Below are 18,143 nucleotides of genomic sequence, written 5' to 3'. Positions count from 1 at the left end.
CTGCCGCGCGATCGTGGCGCGATGGTGGGCCGCGGCGGCGAGGAATTGCCGCCACGGCGCCGTGCGCATCAGAAACGCTTCTCCAGGCGGATCGTGCCCGAGTGGCTCTGGTAGTCGTCCCCGAACGCGCCCTCATAGGCCGCGTTGAGGTCGAACCCGCTCTTGTGGCTGACCGCGATGCCGGCGCCGATGCGCGCCAGAACGTCGGCCACCGGCAGCGTCGTCTCGAACGTTCCCGTGCCGGACGGTGCCGCGTTGAGCCGGGCCTCGGTCACCCAGTCGTCCTCGGTGGAGAGGCTGACGCCCGCGGTCGCGTAGAGCCGCGCGTCCCACTCCATCGCCATCTTCAGCCGCGCGCCGACCTCCATGGCGGGGGTCGCCACGAAGGCGAACTGGTCTTGCGAGGACACCTTGAGGTTATAGAGCCCGGCACCGGATTCGGTGTAGCCGCCGGAGTGGGCGTAGATCGCGTCCACGTCCAGGAACGGGCGGACATAGCCGAAGTCGTTGGCGACGGTGTAGGCGACGCGCGCCCGTGCGCCGAGCGAGACGATGTCGTAATCGCCGCGCGCCGTGCCGGAGAAGCCGGGAGCCACGACGCCGCGGTCGACATCGTACCAGCCGTAGCTGCCGGTGATGGCGCCCGACAGCAGGAAGCCGCCGATCTGCCGCTTCAGCGCCACCGCCGCATAGACCGTGTCGCCGGTGGAGCGGGAGAAGCCGTCCGAGGACTTGTAGCGGGAGCTCTCATAGCCGCCGGCAAAGCCGACATACCATTCCGGCTTGAACTCCACCTGCGCGCCGCCGGCAAAGCCCCAGAGGCTGCCGTCGTAGCCGGGGGCGCCGCCCTGGTCCATCGCCGCGCCGCCAGCTTCGGTCCACGCGCACGAATCTTCGGTCAGCATCGCATCGCCGCGCTTGAAGGCGGGGCAGCTGAGCGCCTTGTCGAGCCGGCCCTGGGTCAGCACCGCGTGGGACGCGGCCGCGGCCTGGGACGCGCCCGGTGACAGCGCCGACAAGGCCAGCGCATAGTCACGCCCGTCCGCGTCCCCGCCCGCAAGGCGATTATAGTCGGCCAGAATCGCGGCATAGCGTGTGGCCCCGGCATCGAACAGCGCGTCGAGGTGCCCGCCCGCCGTGGACTGGTTCTTCTCCAGAAGGTCGAAGGCCGCGTTGAAGCGGGTGCCGGCGACGGTGAGGCGAACCTCGCCGTTCTCCACCACCGTCTCGAAATCCACCGCCGGTGTGTCGATGGCGGTGATGGTGCCGGTCATCGTGCCGCCCGCGGTGACGAGGGTGGGCGACGCGCCGCGTTGCAACGTTGTCGCGTCCACCTCGATCCGCCCGCCGAGACGAACGTCGCCGCCGACGGCGAGGGCCGCCGTCTCCCCCGCGGCAAAGTCCGCCACCGTCGCCAGCGTTCCCGCCCGCGACTGGCGGAAGTCGCCGGTGATGGTCAGCGTCTCGCCGGCGTCCGTGCCGCTTCCGACCACGAGGCGGCCATAGTTGTTCACGTGCGCCTCGTAGAGCGTCGCGCCGATCAGCGAGTTGGACGAGTAGTTGTTGACGGTGATCGCGTTGGACCCGTCGTCGTTGTTGCCCTGCATGTTGCCGGAGATGGTGCCGTAGTTGTCCACGGTGAGGGTGGAGCCCTCCGTCGCGCCGTCGACGCCGAAATAGCCGACCGCGTAGCCGCCGCTCCCGGCCGTGACTGTCACGCCCTCCGCCACCGTCAACTGGTTGGCGTTACCGTTGCTGACGAAGACGCCGTAGCCGTTCTCGCCGCTGCCGCCTGTCACGTCGGCGTTCGCGGTGACGGTGACTTTCGCGGTCTGATCGGGCGCATCGCTCTGGCCGAAGATGCCGATGCTGCCTTCGCCGCTCGCGTGGACGGAGGCGTTGTTGGTGATGTCCACCGTGCTCGCCGTCGTATAGGCGCCGTCCCACATGTTGCCGGCGAGGTTGACGCCGGACGAGTCGCCGCCGAGACCGCCGCCGCCGCCGATCGACTGGCCGATGATGCCGAACGCATAGTCGCCGGTGGTGCTGATCGAGGCGTTGGTGGTGACCGAGACGCTGCCGCCGTTGCCGTTGGCGCCGCCTGCGCGGTTCACGTAGGTCATCGGGCCGCTGCCCGCGTCGCCGGCGATGCCGCCGCCGCCGCCGATGGATTGGGCGATGATGCCGTGTGAGCCGCGCCCGGTGGTGTCGATGAAGCCTGAGGTGACGTCGACCGACACCGCTTCGCCGCTGCCGCCGGAGCCGCCTGTGGCGCCCAGATTGAGGCTGGCGATGTTGTCCGCCGAGCCGACGCCGCCGATACCGCCGCCACCGCCGATGGACTGCGCCACGATGCCGAAGGCGCGATTGCCGTACGTTCTCATCTCGGTGCCGATGTCGACGGTGACCTGGCCGCCATCGCCGCCCAGCCCGCCGCGCCCGCCGACCGCGATGTCGACGCTGTAGGAATCGTCGCCGCCCTCGGAGGTGTCGGACGTGCCCGCCCCGCCGATGCCGCCGCCGCCGCCGATCGACTGCGCCACGATGGCGTGCGAATCAGCCCCGTGGGTGGTCACGACGCTGTATCCGTTGACCTCGACCGTGTTGCCGGCGCTGGCGGTGCCGCCGCTTCCGCCGGCAGCTCCGCCGACGCTGAGCGAGCCTGTTGCCGTGTCCGACCCGTCGGCGCCCTGGCCGCCGCCGCCGCCGATCGACTGGCCGACGATCGCGTGCGCCATATAGCCGTTCGTGGTCACCGCCGACCCGGGATTGTCGTCGTTGAAGCTCATGGTGACGGTGCCGGCCGTGCCGCCGCTGCCGCCCTTGCCGCCGACGCCGACGTCGATCTGGCCCGTCGCGCCGGTGGAGGAAGAGAGGGCGGTTCCGCCCGTTCCGCCGCCGCCGCCGATGGATTGGGCCACCACGCCGTCGGCCCAATCGCCTTGGGTGGTGGTGTGACCGCGATGGCTGACCGTGACGGCACCCGCGCCGCCGCCCGTGCCGCCCGACCCGCCGACCGACAGCGCCAGCGAGACGTCGACACCGTCGTCGTCGTCATCATCCTCATCGGCGGCCGCAACATCGTCCCCGTCACCGTCGCCGTCACCGCCATCGTCGGCGATGTTGTCGGACGAGCCGACCGTCCCCGCGAGGCCGCCACCACCGCCGATGGACTGCGCCAGGATGCCGTCCGCGTCGATGCCGGAGGTGTTGATCTCGGCTCCCTCCATGGTGACCGTGACCGCCTTGCCGGCGCCACCCGAACCGCCCGAGCCGCCGAGCGAGACCGTCAAGGATCCGCAATAGGTGTTGGCGCCGGTAAGGCTCGAGCAGTTGCTGTCGTCGTCATCGTCCGAGGCGTCCGCCACGGCCGCATCACCCTCGCCCTGGGACTTGAACTCGGCGTTCATCGAAAGCTCGCCGCCCTGCACCGTGCCGCCGCCGCCGCCGACCGACTGGACGAGGACACCGCGCGAGCCGTCCCCGGTCGTGGTGATCTGCGCGTCCTCGTAGAGCGTCACCGAGGCGGTGCCGCCGTCCGCTCCGCCTTCGTCCGCGTCGAGGTTGGCCGCGCCCAGGTCCAGCGTGATGCCGAAATTGCCGGCGCCGGCGATGTTGTTCGTCGTGCTCGTCGGCACGCCGGAGTTGCCGCCGCCGCCGCCGATCGACTGCACCATCACGCCGTTGGCATATTGACCGTTGGTGGTGATGGTCGTCGGCGTGGAGCTGCCCCCGCTGGTGCCGACGACGGCCGATGCCGCCCCGCCGGTGCCACCATTGCCGCCTGTGCCGCCGAGCGCGGCGTCGATCGTCAGCGTATATTGCTCGGTGGAATCCGGGAAGGTCGTCGTCGCCGTGCGGGCGTCGCCGCCGGATCCGCCGCCGCCGCCGATGGACTGGACCAGCATGCCGTGCGAGCCGGCGCCGTTGGTGGTGAGGGCCGATCCGTTCTCCAGCGTTCCCGTGGCCGTGCTGCCGTCACCGCCGCTGCCGCCGGAGCCGCCGAGTGCGAATTGGGCGCTGAAGGACAGCGTATAGTCGGGGTCTTCGGGGTCGATCGGAAAGCCGGTGGTGAGCGAGGACGCCGTCGCCGTGCCACCCGTGCCGCCGCCGCCGCCGATCGACTGGATCAGCATGCCGATCGCGTCATAGGGATCGGAATCGGTGGTGGCGGTGCCGATGGTCATGTTCGTCATCGTGGCCGACGCTTCGGCGCCCGCGCCACCGTCGCCGCCTTTGCCGCCGAGCGCGAAGCCGAGCGATATGAAGCCGGCCGACGTGCTCGACGCATTGCCGCCCGAGCCGCCGCCACCGCCGATCGACTGCACCTTGACCGCGGCCGCCTGGCGCGCCCCCGTGGTGATGGAGCCGTTCTTCAGCGTCACCGACGCGTCGCCGGCGGCGCCGCCACCGCCCGAATAGCCGCCCAAGGTGAACTGCAGGTCGTCGACAAAGGTGTCGGCGGTCGCATCACCGCCCGAGCCGCCGCCGCCGCCGACCGATTGGGCGAAGACACCCGCCGCGCCGAGGCCGCTGGTCTGGACGTTGATCGGGTCCGGGTCGCTGATCGTCACCGTGCCGCCGTTGCCCGCGGACGAGCCCTGACCGCCGATGGCGACGGTGGGAACGTTGAGGATGCCGACCGAAAAGGCGTCGCCGCCGTTGCCGCCGCCACCGCCGATCGACTGGGCATGCACGCCGTGGGCATAGAGGCCGGACGTCGTCACGTTGCCGACATTACCGACCTCCACCTCGCCGCCGCTGCCGCCCTCGCCGCCGGTGGTGCCGAGGGTGAAAACGCCGTAGTCGGTGGAACTGCTGTCGGTGCTGGGCTTGCCCGACGCGCCGCCGCCGCCGCCGCCGATCGACTGGGCGTGGACGCCGATGGCCGCATCGCCGTGGGTCGTCACCGAGCCGGCATTGTCCACCGTCACCTTGCCCGGCGGGCTGGCGGCCGCGTTGCCGCCCGTGGCGCCGAGGGAGACGATCGCCGTGGTGACGCCCGCCGCGCCGCCCGAGCCTGTGATGGCCTGCGCCAAAATGCCGGCCGCGCCATAGCCGTAGGTCTCGATCGCCATGCCCGACTGAATTTCGACGTCCACGGTGCCGGTGGCCCCGCCGTCGCCGCCGCTGCCGCCGAGCGCCACGCCGACCGCGTCGGACACGCCGCCCGAGCCGCCGCCGCCGCCGATGGACTGCGCCAAGATGCCGTTGGCGTTGATGCCGTGGGTGGTGATCGACCCGCCGAGCTGGGTGGACACGCTGACGTTGGAGCCGGTGCCGCCTTTGCCGCCCGCACCCGATTCGCCGCCGAACAAGCCTTGGAAGTCCCCGCCGTCACCGCCGCCGCCACCGATCGACTGGGCGAGAATGCCGTGCGCGAAGGCGAGGCCGGAGTCCACTGAATTGGTGCCGTCGGTGCTGATGGTGGTGGTCGCTTCCAGGGTGATGTCGACGGTGCCGCCGTTGCCGCCTGTGCCGGCCGAACCCGGATTGCCGAAGACCGCGTTGCCGTCCGAGCCGCCGCCGCCGAAATTGCCCACCGACTGGGCGACGATGCCGCGGCCGGAGTCCGAACCCGCCGAAGAGGCCGCCGCGGTGATCGCGTTGTTGTCGCCCGAGCTGTGAATCACGACTTCGCCGGCATTGCCGCCGGTGCCGCCGGGCGAGTTGTTGGCGTTCTTCAGCCCGTCGCCGCCGACGCCGCCGCGGCTGACCGCGTAGAGACCGTCGACCGCGGTGCCCTGTGCGGAGATGTCGCCGCTCTCGTTGATGGTGACGGAGACTTTGGCGCCGTCGCCGCCCGTGCCGCCCGAGGTGCCCGACTGGCCGACGCCGCCGTCACCCCCTTCCGAGATCACCGCCACCGCCGCGCTTTGGATGCTGGAGGCGCTGGTGCCGGACTGGATCACGTTCACGTTGTTCGAGATCGTGGCGTCCGCCTCGCCGCCGTCGCCGCCGTCGCCGCCGGCGGTGAAATCGGAGTCGACGCCGACATCGTAGGACCAGCCGCCATCGCCGCCGATGCTGCCGGAGTAGATCCCGCGCAGCCGCCCGCTGGAGGCCTGGCCATGGACGGTGACATTGCCGCTCGTCACGACGTTGGTGTGGCCGCCTGCGCCGCCGGTGCTGGCGCCGCCGCCGCCCTCGGTCTTCTGGTTGGAGGAATTGTAGTTGTTGGGGCCGCGCCCGCCCGTGGACAAGGCCCACACGCCGTAGACGTCGGTGCCGACGATCGGATTGCTGCTCGACCCCACCGTGATGGTCCCGGTGTTCACGAACACCTCGCCGCCCGCGCCGCCGTCGCCGCCTTTGGGCGTATAGGAGACGCTTTCATTACCACGCCCGCCATGGCCGCCGGAACTGGCCGCGCGGATGCCCGCGACGGGTCCGTTCGCCGCCTGCCCGGTCAGCGTCGTGGTCAGCGTCACATTCTGCCCGAAGCCGAAGTAGCTGACCGAACCGCCCGCGCCGCCCGCGCCGCCGTCGCTGGCATCGTTGGTATTGTTGTCGTTGCCGTCGCCACCGGTGGAGGTGAAACGCCCGACCTCGATCTCATAGGCCGTGTCGTAATATTGCAGGATGTTGAACTGCATCGACGAGGGCGGGAAAGCGCTGATGGCACCGCCGGCGCCACCGGCGGAGGGGCCGCCCTCGGAACCGTTGCCGCCGATCGAGTTCACCCAGGTGGCGTAAAGGTAACTGTCGGTATTTCCGCCGCCCGGCAGCGAAACGTCGAGGTTCGAGCCGTAGATGAATTGGGCTCCCGTTCCCGCCGATCCGTTGGTGGACCCTGAGCCTGCGGAGCCGGTCGACGTGAACAGGTAGGGCGTGGAGGACGGGTTGCCGCCGCCGTAGAAATTGCACACGCCGACTTCGACATCGCAGCCGATGCTTTGCGCGCGGGCGCCGGAGGGGATCAGAACGACACCGGATGACAAGATCGTGGAGACCATCAAGGTCCGGTGGAGGAGAGGAGAAGTCTTGAATGAAGTCATTGCATCCGCCGTCTGATCCTGCATGCAGCATCGACCCGCGGAGCGAATCATCCAAGGTACGATTTATAAGTTTTTGCAATCGGCAAAGCGCCGTTGCAACCATGTGACACTAAAACTTATGCGCCCGGCGAGTCGAACGGATGTTTAGTCTTGCAGCGCGGCAAACAAAATTAGCCTGACACGGCAGAAAGCGCGACAGATTAAGCAACGAAAGGGGAGAGGGCCTTGCGGGGCAGCCAGCCTGACGTGGCACGCCCTAGGGGAATCGAACCCCTCTTTCCAGAATGAAAATCTGGCGTCCTAACCGATAGACGAAGGGCGCAGCGGCTTGTTGGGGGCGTTATAGGCAGGCTTCCGCGGGGACACAAGTCCCCATCGGCCGCTGCGACAGGCGAACGCGCCGCGCGGCGGACTTTTCCCCAGCCCGGCTCAAGGTGCGGCAACGGCCTTCGTCTTCATCTCCGCGTCGATCGCCGCGGCGAGGGCGCGCGCCACCTGCAACGAGGCTTCGGTGGGAGGAGCGCCCGTGAGGCTGGGGACGTGGCGGCGGTGAAAGGCGTCGACAACCAGGGCGGGGTCGGCGCCGGCCGCGAAGGTGTAGCCGCAGCGCGTCAGCGGCGGGATCAGAACCGCCGGATCCACCGGGGAGGCGGCACCCGGCGCGTCGGGGGCCGGCACGTAGATCGCGTGGCCGGCAGCGGCGAGGCGCTGCCAGGGGAAGGCCTCGCCCGGGTCGATCTTGCGGTGGGGGGCGATGTCGGAATGGGCGACCACGTTGCGCAGCGGTACCCGCCAGCGGCCGCGCACGGCGGTCAGCAGCGCCAGCAAAACCGCGATCTGCCGGTCCGGGAAGATCGGCGCGTCGGGGCGATGGCCCGGACTGTCGAGCTCGATGCCGATGGAACGGCTGTTGAGGTCGGTCGCGCCGAACCAGGCGCTCACGCCCGCGTGCCACGCGCGGCGGTCCTCCTCCACCATCTGCGTCGCCGTCCCGTCCGCGGCGATGAGATAGTGGGCGGACACCTTCGCCTCGGGGTCGCACAGGCGCAGGATCGCCGCCTCCGCGCTCGTCATGTCGGTATAATGGAGGACGATCATGTCCGGACCGCCGGCCGCGCATGCCCCCTCGCGCGCATTGACGTTCGGCGATGGACGCCAGCGGACCGGTGTTCCGTCCGGCAGAGCGGGAACGGTGGCGGTCACGATGCGCGGGCAAGGGCCGCATCATAGGCGGCGTTGATGGCGGCCAACCGATCGGTGGCGATGCGGACGAACTCCTCCGGAACGCCGCGTGCGATCAGCCGGTCCGGGTGATGTTCGCGCACCAGTTCGCGGTAGCGTTTGGTGATGGCGGCCTTGTCGGCCCCGGCGGGAAGGCCGAGGACGATGAGCGGGTCCGCCTCCGGCTGCAGATGCCGCGCCTTGATCCGGTTCCAGCGCACCCCCTCGATGCCGAAGATCTCGGCGACGCTCTCCAAAAAGGCGAGTTCGTTCTCGTGGATCACGCCGTCGGCGGCGGCGATGGTGAAGAGGATGTCGAGCGTGTCCTCGTGTACCGCCGTGTCCTCCGGGAACAGGCGGACGATCTGGCGGGCGTAGGCCTCGAAGCCGGCGACGTCGCGCTGGGCGAGGTCGAACAGGCGGCGGATGGAGCGGTGCGCGTCATCCGGCACGTCGAAGCGCTTCCAGAAGCTGGCGGCCTCGCTCATCGTGACCACGCCGTCGGCCTTCGCCATCTTGGCGGCGAGAGCGACGATGGCCATCGAGAACGCCGCGTCGCGGCCCTGCGTGCCGGTGCCGGTGGCGCTGCGAACGCGCTCCAGAACATCGGCCCCGGCGGCGCCGACGGACTGGAGGGCCGAGCCGATGGCGTCCCAAACGCCCATCTCAGGCCCCGTGTCCGGGGTGGGGCCGCAGACGGGCGCTCATGGACGGCGCCTCAGCAGGCGCCCCGGTCCGATCGGCATGCGCTTGCGGCGTTCTGGCTCGGCGGCGGGTGCCTCCGGCTCCGGCTCGCCCTCATCGGCCCGGTAGGGCTCCTGCGGCAGCTTGGGGTGCTGCTCGGGGATCGGCACCCACATGGTGGTGGTGGCGCCCGAGGCCTCCTCCGTGCCCCCGCCGAAGTTCAGCCAGTCCGTGGTGAAGAGGCCGTTGTCGGCATCCATTTGGCCGAGCTCGATCGGAAGGTGGTCCGTTGCGAAGGCGCCGCCTTCGATGGGGAGCGATTCGCCGGGTGCGGTACCGAGGCTCGCGGCCCCTGTCGGCGCCTGGCCCGCTGCTGCCGTCACCTCCGCGGGGCTGTGCGGGAAGGGTGTGGGGGAGGTGGTCCCGCCGTCGATCCGGCCCTCGACGGAGCCGAGTTCCGGCGCGGCGGGCTCTGCCGCAGCGCGCACGGCTTCGTCGACCGGCCGCACCGCTGCGACGTCGGACGGCGCCGCCATCGCTGGTGCGGGCCCCGCTGCGCGCTCGCGCTCGGCCGCCCCCTGCGCCGCGGGTGCGGGCTCGCCCTCGAGTGCCCCCGCCTCCGCGCGCGTCGGCTCGCCCTCGGCTCGCGTCGACGCCGCGCCTGCGGTCGCGGACAACGTCGGCTCGGCAGGTTCGGCCTCAGCTTGCCCGGGCGTTGTGGGTCCGGCTGCGTGTTCCGGCTCGGAGGCCTCCGCCGCGGGGGCTGTCGCGCCCTCGCGTACCACCGGCGCCGCGTATGTTGGCTCGTCCTCGGCTCGTGTCGGCGTCGCGGCTGCGCTCGCAGACGGCGCCGGATCCGCAGGGGCGGGCTCAGCTTGCTTGGACGTCGCGGCTGCGGCTGAGGGTCCCGGCACGGGGGCCTCCGGCGCCGCGGGAACCGTCGCGTCCTCGCGTACCACCGGCGCCGCGTGTGTTGGGTCGTCCTCGGCTCGTGTCGGCGTCGCGGCTGCGTTCGCAGACAACGTCGGGCCTATGCCGGCGCGATCAGCTCGCGCGGGCGTCGTGGCTGCGGGTCCGGGCTTGGGGGCCCTTGGCGCCGCGGTGGCGGTCGCTGACGGCGTCGGCTGTGCAGGGACGGGCCCGGTCGGCCTCGGCTGTGCAGGTACGGGCGCGGTCGGCCTCGGCTGCGCGGCTATGGGTCCGGACGGCGCCGGTCGCGCCGGTTCGGCTGTGGGGCTGCGCTCGATCGGCGGCGGTGTAGCGGCGGGGGGTGCTGGGCGATCGGTCGCAGTGTCCGCGGCGGTGGCGACGGAGGGGCGCGCGGCCGCGGCCGGGCTGGTGCCCACCACATGAGCCGGCGGGGTCCCGGACGGCCTGGTCTCCGACGGTGTGGAGGCAATCGGCCTATTGGGGCTTGGGGCACCGGCCTGCGGCGTCTGATGCACGGTGGAAAGAGCCGCAGCGGGACCGGCCGAGAGCGACTTCGGCTTGGCGGTGAAAATGGGACGCTTGGCGGGAGGAACCTCTGCGGCGCGCGGGGTGCCGGGACCGCCGCGCAGTCTGGACCAGACGCCGCGGCGCGGCCGCGCCGGCTTTTCGTCACCACGCGGTGCGGCCGTGGGCGGGACGGCGCCCGGCGCCTCGGTGGATCGGCGCGTGCGTTCGGTATGGCTCGACGTACCGTTTTCGGCGCCCTCGGGCGCAGGCGGGGCCCTGTGGGCGGTGGGATCGACCTCCCGGGGCGCCGCGGAGGCCGCCTTTCGCTCCGTCGAGCTGTTCGCCGCGGGGATCGACGACGGGGCATGCTGCGCTTCATGCCGCATTCCGGCCGCGTCCGACACATCGGCCGCAGCGGGGCCGGTTTGTTGCTTGGGACACGATGCCGTCTCAGCGTCGCCCGCCGCCGGCTCCGAATGGTTGCCGCGAGGCTGTTGGGCGCTTTGCCGGTCGTGCGGCGGCTCCGGCGCTCTCGGCGCTGATCGTGGCGCCGGCGTGGACGCAATCTCGCGCGCGGTCTGCGCCGAAGCGGACGCCTGTGCGATGTCGATGGCACCTTGTGCTGCGTCCGCCCCCCGTTCCATCGCGCCAGCGGCGAGGCCGGGCGACCTGCGGCCGGCCGGAGCAGGGTTCACTTTCGTCGCCGCGTCTGCCTCGGGCTCCGAGTCTGCGTTAGAGCCCGCGCCGGCCTCGGTCGCTGGGCCGAGCTTGGACTCTGCGCCAACCTTTGACTCTGAGCCAGCCTTGGTCGCCGCGTCGTCCTCGGGCGCCACATCTGCTTGGGGTGCCGGGTCGGCCTTGGGTGCAGCGGCCGCCAACGGTGCCGCCTTGGCTGTGGACGTTCCGTCTGGTGCAGACGCGACGTCGGCCGGTGGCGTTGGCTTTGGCTCGAGCGGTCTGGCCGCGGGCAACGCTGCTGCCGGTGGGGCGGTATTCTCCTCAGCCGGGGTGCCCGAAGTGGCGGCGGCGTCGGGGTGCGCTGGCGTCTGCTTTGCGATGGCCGGTTGGCCGGGCGCAACTGGCGCAGTCTTGTGCGGCGCGAAATCCGAAGCAGTCGCCGATCCTCCGGTCGTGGGTCCGGTAGACGGGGAGACGGGCGCGGCGGCATACCGGCCGGGTGACGGCGAGACGCCCGTGACGTGCGGCGTCTCGAGTGCCGCGTTCGCCAAGCGCGCGGCACTCCTCGTCGCGGCGGCGTCTTCTGTCTTGACGGCCCCCTTCGTCGCGGCGGTACTTTCTGCCTTGGCGGCGCCCTCTGCACTGGCGGCGCCCTCTGCCTTTGCGGACCGCTCGGCCTTGGGTGCCTCAGGCTTTGCGTTGCGGTCGATAGGCGACGCGGGAGGATCGACGGGCTCGCGCGCATCGGCGGTTGAGCCGTTGGCCGGTGGCGTCGGGCGGCCGGACGCTTTGGCCCGGCGTGCGGCACGCGCTGCCTCCCGCCGTTTGCGTGTCGCCGGGTCGAGAGGCAGAGGCGAGCCTACCTGAGGGGTCGCCCGTGCCGGGGTACGTGGCCGGCCGGCCTTTTCGGTATCGGCTGCGGCTTCGGCCTGTTGCTTCGGCGGCGATGGTCGATCGCGCTCGGGGGTGCCGGGCTGCTCACCTTCCGTCGCTTGGGACGCGGGATCGGCGATGATTTGAAGCGTTGCCTTGACGACGTCGTCGATCGCCCGGTCGGGCTCGCTTTGCGGGTGCGCGTCCTGCCCGGCGCGGGCGGGGGCTTCCGATTCTGGCGCGGCTCCGTGCGGCTGAACCGGGCTCTCCGCGGGGGCGCGTGGCGCCGCGGGTGTCCCGGCAGTGGGGGCGGGCGGGTGGCCCGAGGCGGCGGCGGGAGCCTCGCTCGCGGATTCGGTCTCGCCGGAAATCCTCGCGCTTCGGCCGGCCAGCCGCTTGCGCAGTCGCGTGGCCCCGGCGCCGCGGCCTGCTTCCGCGTCCCCTGTGTGGGCGGCGCCCGTGTGAGCTGCCGCCGGGTGGGGCGCTTCCGATTGGGGAGCTGCCGGCGGGGCCGCCTTCGGTTCGACCGCCTCCGACTGGGGCACCGCCGTGTGAGCCGCTGCCGGCGGGGCGGCCGCGGGGACAACGCGGGGCAACGGTCGCACAGGTAAGCGGCCCGTGCCGCTGGACGGTGCGGCCTCGAAGCGAGGGGCGCGACCGATCCGCGGCGGCACGCTGCGCGCACTCTCGCCGAGGTCGGCGTGGGTGATGAACGCGTCGATCGCCGCGAAGGCGAGATCGCGCAACTCGTCCCGCTCGAGAAGGAGATGGTGGCGCGCTCCGGGAATGAGGACGCCCCCGCTCCCCGGCGCAGACCGCGCAAAACGGTCGATCACAGGCGTCGACACGATCTCGTCGCGCCCGGCCGCGATAAAGAGTGCCGGTACCGGAAGCGGCAGTCCCGTGCCTTTCAGCACCCGCCGCCCGGCGGTGATCGTGGCGCGGACCCAGCCGAGGGTGGGCGCGCCGACGGTGAGGTCCGGGTTCCCGTCTGTCAGCCGCGCCAGTGTCTCATAACGCGCGGGATCGCTGGTGATGCGGTTCTCTGCGAAGGGACGCGCGCGCGTGTCTGCCGGGCCGACGCGCTTCTTGTCGAACCCGGTCAGCCCGGCGATCGTCGTCGCCGCCAGGATCATGCCCGCCGATGCCGGAAGCTGTACGAGGTGAAGCGGCGGGGCGATCAGCACCATGCGCGCCACTTCGCCCGTCAGCCGGGGCGCTGCGACGAGCGCCGTCAGCGCCCCCATCGAATGGGCGACGACGTAGAAGGGGCGCGGCAACCCGAGGTGCGCCGCATGCCGCACGACGCCGACGAGATCGTCCGCATAATGCTTGTAGCCGGCCACATGACCGCCGCGCCGCAATCGCCGCTGCGATCCCCCCTGGTCGCGATGGTCATAGGTGACGACGGCAAAGCCCCGCCGGCAGAAATCGGCGATCGTCTCACCGTAGACTTCGATGAATTCGCCGCGGCCCTGGACGAGGAGAACGGTGCCGGGACCGTCCCCCGACGCGGCCCCCTTCGTCGTGCCCGGCCAGTGCGCCACGCGCAGCTTCGCCCCGGCGTGCAAGGTTCCGATCGTGCCGCCGAGATCGACCGATCCCCAAGTCGAAGCTGCCACGCTCACTCCGCACAAAAAACACTTGAAGCGGACACCAAGGCCCCCCAAATCTCTCGAGCGGTCGCCACAACGGGGCCGCACGAAGACCTCGGGATACTGGCCAGTCGGCAGTGTCTCAATCGTTGCTTCTCACGGAGGACATCATGCGTCAATTCGATCTCACCCCCCTCTACCGCTCCACCGTCGGTTTCGACCGCCTCTTCTCCCTGCTCGACAATGCGCAGGCCGCGAACCAGAGCCAGACCTATCCGCCCTACAACATCGAGCGTACCGCGGATGACGAGTACCGGATCACCATGGCCGTCGCCGGCTTCGCCGAGAATGAACTGACCGTCGAAGTGAAGGAGAACTCCCTCACCGTCACCGGCCAGAAGACCGAGCCGGAGGGTGACGGCGAAAACTTCCTCTATCGCGGTATCGCCACCCGTGCGTTCGAGCGCCGCTTCCAGCTCGCCGACCATGTCCACGTGACCGGGGCGAGCATGAACCACGGCCTGCTCCACGTGTCTCTGAAGCGCGAAGTGCCCGAGGCCAAGAAGCCCCGCACCATCGCCATCGAGGCCGCCGGGCAGCCCAAGGCGATCGACGCCGCGGCCTGATCGCGGCATCGGCGACGGCCGCCCGACCGGCGGCCGAACCGACACTTGCCTGACGATGGGGCGCCTCGGGACACCGGGGCGCCTTTTTTGCGTTCAGGCGCCGGCGGGAGCGTTGGTGCCGAGGGCGACGGCCAGCGCGGCGACGTCCTCGGCCGTGGTGCGGAAGCTCGTCACGAAGCGGTAGAGGCCGGCGCCCTCCGGCCCGCTGGGGACGAAGGCGGAGCGCATGTCGTTCCACGGCGCGAAGGAGACACCCGCCGCCTTCAGCCGCGCCGCCGTCTCGCCGGGGAGCCACGCGAACACCTCGTTGGCCTGCGGCGTGAAACCGAGGCCCATGCCCGCCGCGGCGAAGGCGTCCGCAAGCCGCACCGCCATCGCGTTGGAATGGCGGGCGAGGTCCAGCGCGTGGTCGTCCTCCAGAAGGGCGCACACCTGCGCCGCGGCGAAGCGGTTCTTGGAGATCAGCATCGCCGCCTGCTTCTGGCGGTAGCGGGTGTCCTCGGCGCGGTCGCCGTCGAACTGCACGACCACCTCGGCGCACCAGGCGCCGACCTTGGTGAGGCCGAGCGACAGGGTGTCCACCCCCGCGCGCCAGGTGAGATCGGCCGCCGACACGCCGAGGAAGGCGAGCGCGTTCATGAACCGCGCCCCGTCCATGTGGACCGCCGCACCCGCCGTCTTCGCAAGCTCCGCGATCCTCGCCACCTCGTCCGGGGTGTAGCACTGGCCGAGCTCGTTGGCGTTGGTCAGGCTGACGGCGGCGGGCCGCCCGTCGTTGACGTTGCCGGCGGCGTAATCGTTCAGGCGCCGGGCGAGACGGTCGGGGTCGATGAGCCCGCGCGGCCCGTCCACGCCCTCGATCATCTGCGGCGCGAAGAGGATCGGCGCACCGGCTTCGTCGCGAGCGATGTGCGCGTCGGGATGGCACAGCACCGCGCCGCCCGGACGGCTATAGGCCGCGAGCGCCAGAGCGTTGGCCCCGCTCCCCGTGGCGACGAAGAAGGCCGACACCTCACGCTCGAAGAAGGCGTCGAGGGCGTCCTTCGCCCGCCGCGTCCAGATGTCGTTGCCATAGGCCGGGGCCGCGCCCGCGTTGGCCTCGGTAAGGGTCGCCATGACCCGGTCGGACGCGCCGGCCCAGTTGTCGGAACCGAAGATGCTCAAGAGTGCCGCCTGCGGAAAAGCCGGTCCAGCGAAAGGGGGCCTGGCCCCTTGAGGACGAGCGTGAGGAGAAGGAAGATCCACAGCGGGCGCTGGTCGGCGATCGCGGCGGACGGACTGTTGTCGAACCAGGTGCCGATCGTGGTCGAATCGACCCCGTGTCCGGTGATGTCGACATAGGTCATGACGGCAACGAAGCCGATCATGCCGAGCGCGGCAAGCCGGGTGAAGAGGCCGACCACAATCATGATCGGTAACAGGATTTCGGCATAGGTGCCGAGATGCACGATGACCACCTGCAGCGTCGTCAGGGCAGCCTTGTCGTAGCCCGCCGCCTCGAAGGCCTGGGGCAGGATCTGCACATAGGCGCCGTCGCTGAGGGCGAAGAGGCCGCTGAGCCCGTCGCCGAGCTTCGTGCGCGCGCTGTCCAGGAAATAGACGAGGAGCACTCCGGCGAAGATGGCCCTGCCGAGGGTGCCGAGGAGCCAGGCGCCGAAGATGCGGTCGACGAAGGCGAAGGCGGCAGCGTGAAGCCGAGACAGCATGGCGGTGTCCTGATGATGAACGACCCTGCCGGCGCCGAGGGGTCCGAACCGGGCGCCGGGGAGGGAACGGCGGCTAGGGAAAGGTGGCGAAGGCGCCGCAGGACAACAGGACCGCCAGCACCTTGGTGAGGTCCAGACCGTCGACCGCCGCCGCCTCGCCGAGCGGCATTCCGGCGAGGAGGCGCCGGGCGAACCGCGCCCCCGGCTCCATCAAGGGCGACACCAGAACATCCATCCGCGGGCGCGTGACGACGACGGCGCGGGCGATACCGGGTTGACCGTCCCGCCAGGCGCAGTAGCCGCCGCCGGGGGTGGGGATGAAGCTGGTCGCCGGGTGCGGCGTCAGCACCAGACGGTCGAGCTGGCCGGGGGCGAGCCCGAGCCGGCCCGGGTCGAGAGGTGCCACGTCCGCCGCATGAAAGGCCTGGACGCGGGCATATTCGATGCGGGCACACTCGGCCACATAAGGAGCCACGTGGCCGCTGCGGATCAAGAAGTCCGGGAAGCCGGCGCCATAGCGCGAGAGCACCGGGGAACGCGGCTTCACCGCCACCGCGAAGGCCACCGCAGCGCCGCGAAAGTCGTCCTCCCCCATCAGGCGGGCGGTCGCCGGGAAGGTGGCCGCCAGCGCATCGGCCAGCGAGGCGACGATGGTGTTGCGGTAGACGTCGAGACGGTCGGCGGCCGGCCGGCCGGTCCCGTCGACGATACCGGCCAGAGGACGGCCCGGCGTCGTGACCGCGTCGGCGAAGGCGTCAGCTTCCGCCCCGTTTCGGGCGGGTGCGGCAGGGTGTCCGCGGCGATGGTCGGCGGCGTAGACGGGTTGGAAGGGAAGGGCGCCGTTATCGGGCATCGTGCGCCCCCGCGTTGCGCAGAGCCGCCTCGGCCCGGTCGGCTTCGGCCGCCAGCGTGGCGAAATCCGGCACATTCGCGTCCCACTCGATCAGCGTCGGGACGGGGCGGCCGATGTGCTGCAGCGCCGTCTCATAAAGGGACCAGACAGAGGTGGGGACGGGCCCGTCGTGGGTGTCGATCAGGAGAGGCGCGCCGGCGGCGTCACGGTCCTCGGCATGACCGGCGAGGTGGATTTCGCCCACCGCCTCCAGCGGGAAGGCCGCGAGATAATCCTCCGGCCGCGTGGCAAGGTTCACGGCAGACACGACGACGTTGTTGATGTCGAGGATGAGGCCGCAGCCCGTCGCCGCCACGATGCGGCGGATGAACGTGGTCTCGTCCATGGTCGAAGCTTCGAAGGCGACGTAGCTGGACGGATTTTCCAGCAGCATCGGGCGGCCGATCGCCTCCTGCACCTGGTCGATGTGCCGGACGACGCGGGCGAGCGTCGCCTCCGTGTAGGGAACGGGGAGGAGGTCGTTGAAATAGGCGCCGTCGTGGGTGGACCAGGCGAGGTGCTCGGACACCAGGCCGGTCTCGTAGCGTTTTGCCAGGGCGGCGAGGCGGGCGAGGTGCGCCCGGTCGAGTGGCGCCTCGCCACCGATGGACAGTCCCACACCGTGCAGCGAAATGGGCAGAACGTCGCGGATCGCCGCGAGGGCCCGGTGGGGCGGCCCGCCATCGCCCATATAATTCTCGGCGTGGATCTCCACGAAACCGATGCGTCCGGGATCGGCCAGGATCGCGTCGACATGGGACAGCTTCAGCCCGACGCCTGCGCGCGCCGGGATCGCCGACGCCGCGGCGAAAGCGTGCGGCGCCTCGCCTTCGCTGGACGTCGCGGTGCCCGCTACATCGCGGCGCCACTCGCCGGGCGGCGCGCCGTCCTCGGACCGCGAGGATGGCGCGGTGCCGTCACGCGGCGCGATGGGCGAGGCAAAGGGCGGGTGCAGCATCGCCGTTCGGTCCATCGGGGCCTCCCTCACGAGGATCGGCCGCCCCGGCGCGGCCGATCCTTGCGCAATTCCTGTCAGACGGGTTTCAGTCCAGCGGTATCGGTACCGGCGGGAAGATCGCGCGCCAGTCCATCGAATCCTTCCGATTTGAGCGCGTCGGCGGTGGCGCCATGGCGGCCGCCCGGTAGCTCCATCGTCGCGCAGGTGCCCGCCGGCACCAGGGACCAGGCATTGCCTTGATAGTCCACCGTCGACGTTGCGGCGCAGGTGGTACCGGGGCCGGCGGCGCAGTCATTCTCGCCAGCGAGCGAAACCCCGTAGCATTTTTCCTTCGCCTGCGCCTCGGCAGGGAGCGACGCCATCGACGCTGCGGCGGCGACAGCCCCCGCGAGGGCGGCCAGAGACAGAGAATTGGTCCGGTTATGGCTCATGCGATCTCTCCTTCGGCGGCGGGCTGTCGTTGGCGTGTCGGCTC

The 18,143-nt window shown here is 71.0% G+C and carries 10 protein-coding genes and 1 tRNA gene; 1 reads left to right on the top strand and 10 read right to left on the bottom strand.

All coding sequences use genetic code 11. From position 1 onward, the window contains the following. Positions 1-68: 68 nt before the first annotated feature. The 5 genes from BIX52_RS13615 to BIX52_RS13595 form a co-directional block, all read right to left on the bottom strand. Positions 69-6,956 (bottom strand): autotransporter outer membrane beta-barrel domain-containing protein, encoded by a 6,888-nt coding sequence (locus tag BIX52_RS13615; RefSeq protein WP_108676576.1) that lies wholly within the window; start codon positions 6,954-6,956, stop codon positions 69-71. Between the two features lie 289 nt (positions 6,957-7,245). Continuing rightward, a tRNA-Glu gene (locus BIX52_RS13610) sits at positions 7,246-7,320 on the bottom strand. A 107-nt stretch (positions 7,321-7,427) separates the two neighbouring features. Beyond that, positions 7,428-8,096, bottom strand: a complete 669-nt coding sequence (locus BIX52_RS13605) for an N-acetylmuramoyl-L-alanine amidase (RefSeq protein ID WP_083660260.1) — start codon at positions 8,094-8,096, stop codon at positions 7,428-7,430. A gap of 101 nt (positions 8,097-8,197) precedes the next feature. After that, on the bottom strand, positions 8,198-8,884 hold the full coding sequence (locus BIX52_RS13600; RefSeq protein WP_075221641.1) for a J domain-containing protein: 687 nt from the start codon (positions 8,882-8,884) through the stop codon (positions 8,198-8,200). Positions 8,885-8,923: 39 nt separating this feature from the next. Further along, complete coding sequence (locus tag BIX52_RS13595; RefSeq protein ID WP_139312773.1) at positions 8,924-13,513, bottom strand: alpha/beta fold hydrolase; 4,590 nt, start codon at positions 13,511-13,513, stop codon at positions 8,924-8,926. Between the two features lie 143 nt (positions 13,514-13,656). Between BIX52_RS13595 and BIX52_RS13590 the strand changes: the two genes are divergently transcribed. Further along, entirely contained in the window at positions 13,657-14,112 is a 456-nt protein-coding gene (locus BIX52_RS13590; RefSeq protein WP_075221853.1) for an Hsp20 family protein, read from the top strand. 93 nt (positions 14,113-14,205) lie between these two features. On the opposite strand, the gene BIX52_RS13585 is transcribed toward BIX52_RS13590, so the two are convergent. The 5 genes from BIX52_RS13585 to BIX52_RS13565 all read right to left on the bottom strand — a co-directional run bounded on the left by BIX52_RS13585 (position 14,206) and on the right by BIX52_RS13565 (position 18,099). Continuing rightward, the gene (locus BIX52_RS13585; RefSeq protein WP_108676574.1) at positions 14,206-15,276 is read right to left on the bottom strand and encodes a threonine aldolase family protein; all 1,071 of its coding nucleotides are present in this window, start codon (positions 15,274-15,276) and stop codon (positions 14,206-14,208) included. After that, positions 15,273-15,818 carry a DoxX family protein gene (locus tag BIX52_RS13580; protein WP_075221639.1) on the bottom strand — a complete coding sequence of 182 codons (546 nt, stop codon included), beginning with the start codon at positions 15,816-15,818 and terminating at the stop codon, positions 15,273-15,275. Before BIX52_RS13580 ends, BIX52_RS13585 begins: the two co-directional genes overlap by 4 nt. A gap of 73 nt (positions 15,819-15,891) precedes the next feature. Then, a complete protein-coding gene (locus BIX52_RS13575; protein ID WP_157956260.1) occupies positions 15,892-16,671 on the bottom strand; it encodes an HvfC/BufC N-terminal domain-containing protein in 780 nt (259 codons plus the stop codon). Continuing rightward, positions 16,661-17,683 (bottom strand): MNIO family bufferin maturase, encoded by a 1,023-nt coding sequence (gene bufB / locus BIX52_RS13570; RefSeq protein ID WP_245803199.1) that lies wholly within the window; start codon positions 17,681-17,683, stop codon positions 16,661-16,663. The genes BIX52_RS13575 and bufB overlap by 11 nt, the downstream gene beginning before the upstream one ends. 59 nt (positions 17,684-17,742) lie before the next feature. Beyond that, positions 17,743-18,099, bottom strand: a complete 357-nt coding sequence (locus tag BIX52_RS13565; RefSeq protein ID WP_075221638.1) for a BufA1 family periplasmic bufferin-type metallophore — start codon at positions 18,097-18,099, stop codon at positions 17,743-17,745. Positions 18,100-18,143 lie beyond the last annotated feature (44 nt).

The organism is Acuticoccus yangtzensis, from assembly GCF_001927245.1.
In the GTDB taxonomy this organism is placed as follows: Bacteria; Pseudomonadota; Alphaproteobacteria; order Rhizobiales; family Amorphaceae; genus Acuticoccus; species Acuticoccus yangtzensis.
This window is presented reverse-complemented; position numbering and strand designations above follow the sequence as displayed.

What these genes read in the sequence shown, in the direction of transcription:
- BIX52_RS13575 (WP_157956260.1), bottom strand. Translation starts at nt 16,671, where the DNA reads ATGCCCGATAACGGCGCCCTTCCCTTCCAACCCGTCTACGCCGCCGAC.
- BIX52_RS13580 (WP_075221639.1), bottom strand. Translation starts at nt 15,818, where the DNA reads ATGCTGTCTCGGCTTCACGCTGCCGCCTTCGCCTTCGTCGACCGCATC.
- BIX52_RS13600 (WP_075221641.1), bottom strand. Translation starts at nt 8,884, where the DNA reads ATGGGCGTTTGGGACGCCATCGGCTCGGCCCTCCAGTCCGTCGGCGCC.
- BIX52_RS13615 (WP_108676576.1), bottom strand. Translation starts at nt 6,956, where the DNA reads ATGGTCTCCACGATCTTGTCATCCGGTGTCGTTCTGATCCCCTCCGGC.
- BIX52_RS13590 (WP_075221853.1), top strand. Translation starts at nt 13,657, where the DNA reads ATGCGTCAATTCGATCTCACCCCCCTCTACCGCTCCACCGTCGGTTTC.
- BIX52_RS13565 (WP_075221638.1), bottom strand. Translation starts at nt 18,099, where the DNA reads ATGAGCCATAACCGGACCAATTCTCTGTCTCTGGCCGCCCTCGCGGGG.
- BIX52_RS13605 (WP_083660260.1), bottom strand. Translation starts at nt 8,096, where the DNA reads ATGATCGTCCTCCATTATACCGACATGACGAGCGCGGAGGCGGCGATC.
- bufB (WP_245803199.1), bottom strand. Translation starts at nt 17,683, where the DNA reads ATGGACCGAACGGCGATGCTGCACCCGCCCTTTGCCTCGCCCATCGCG.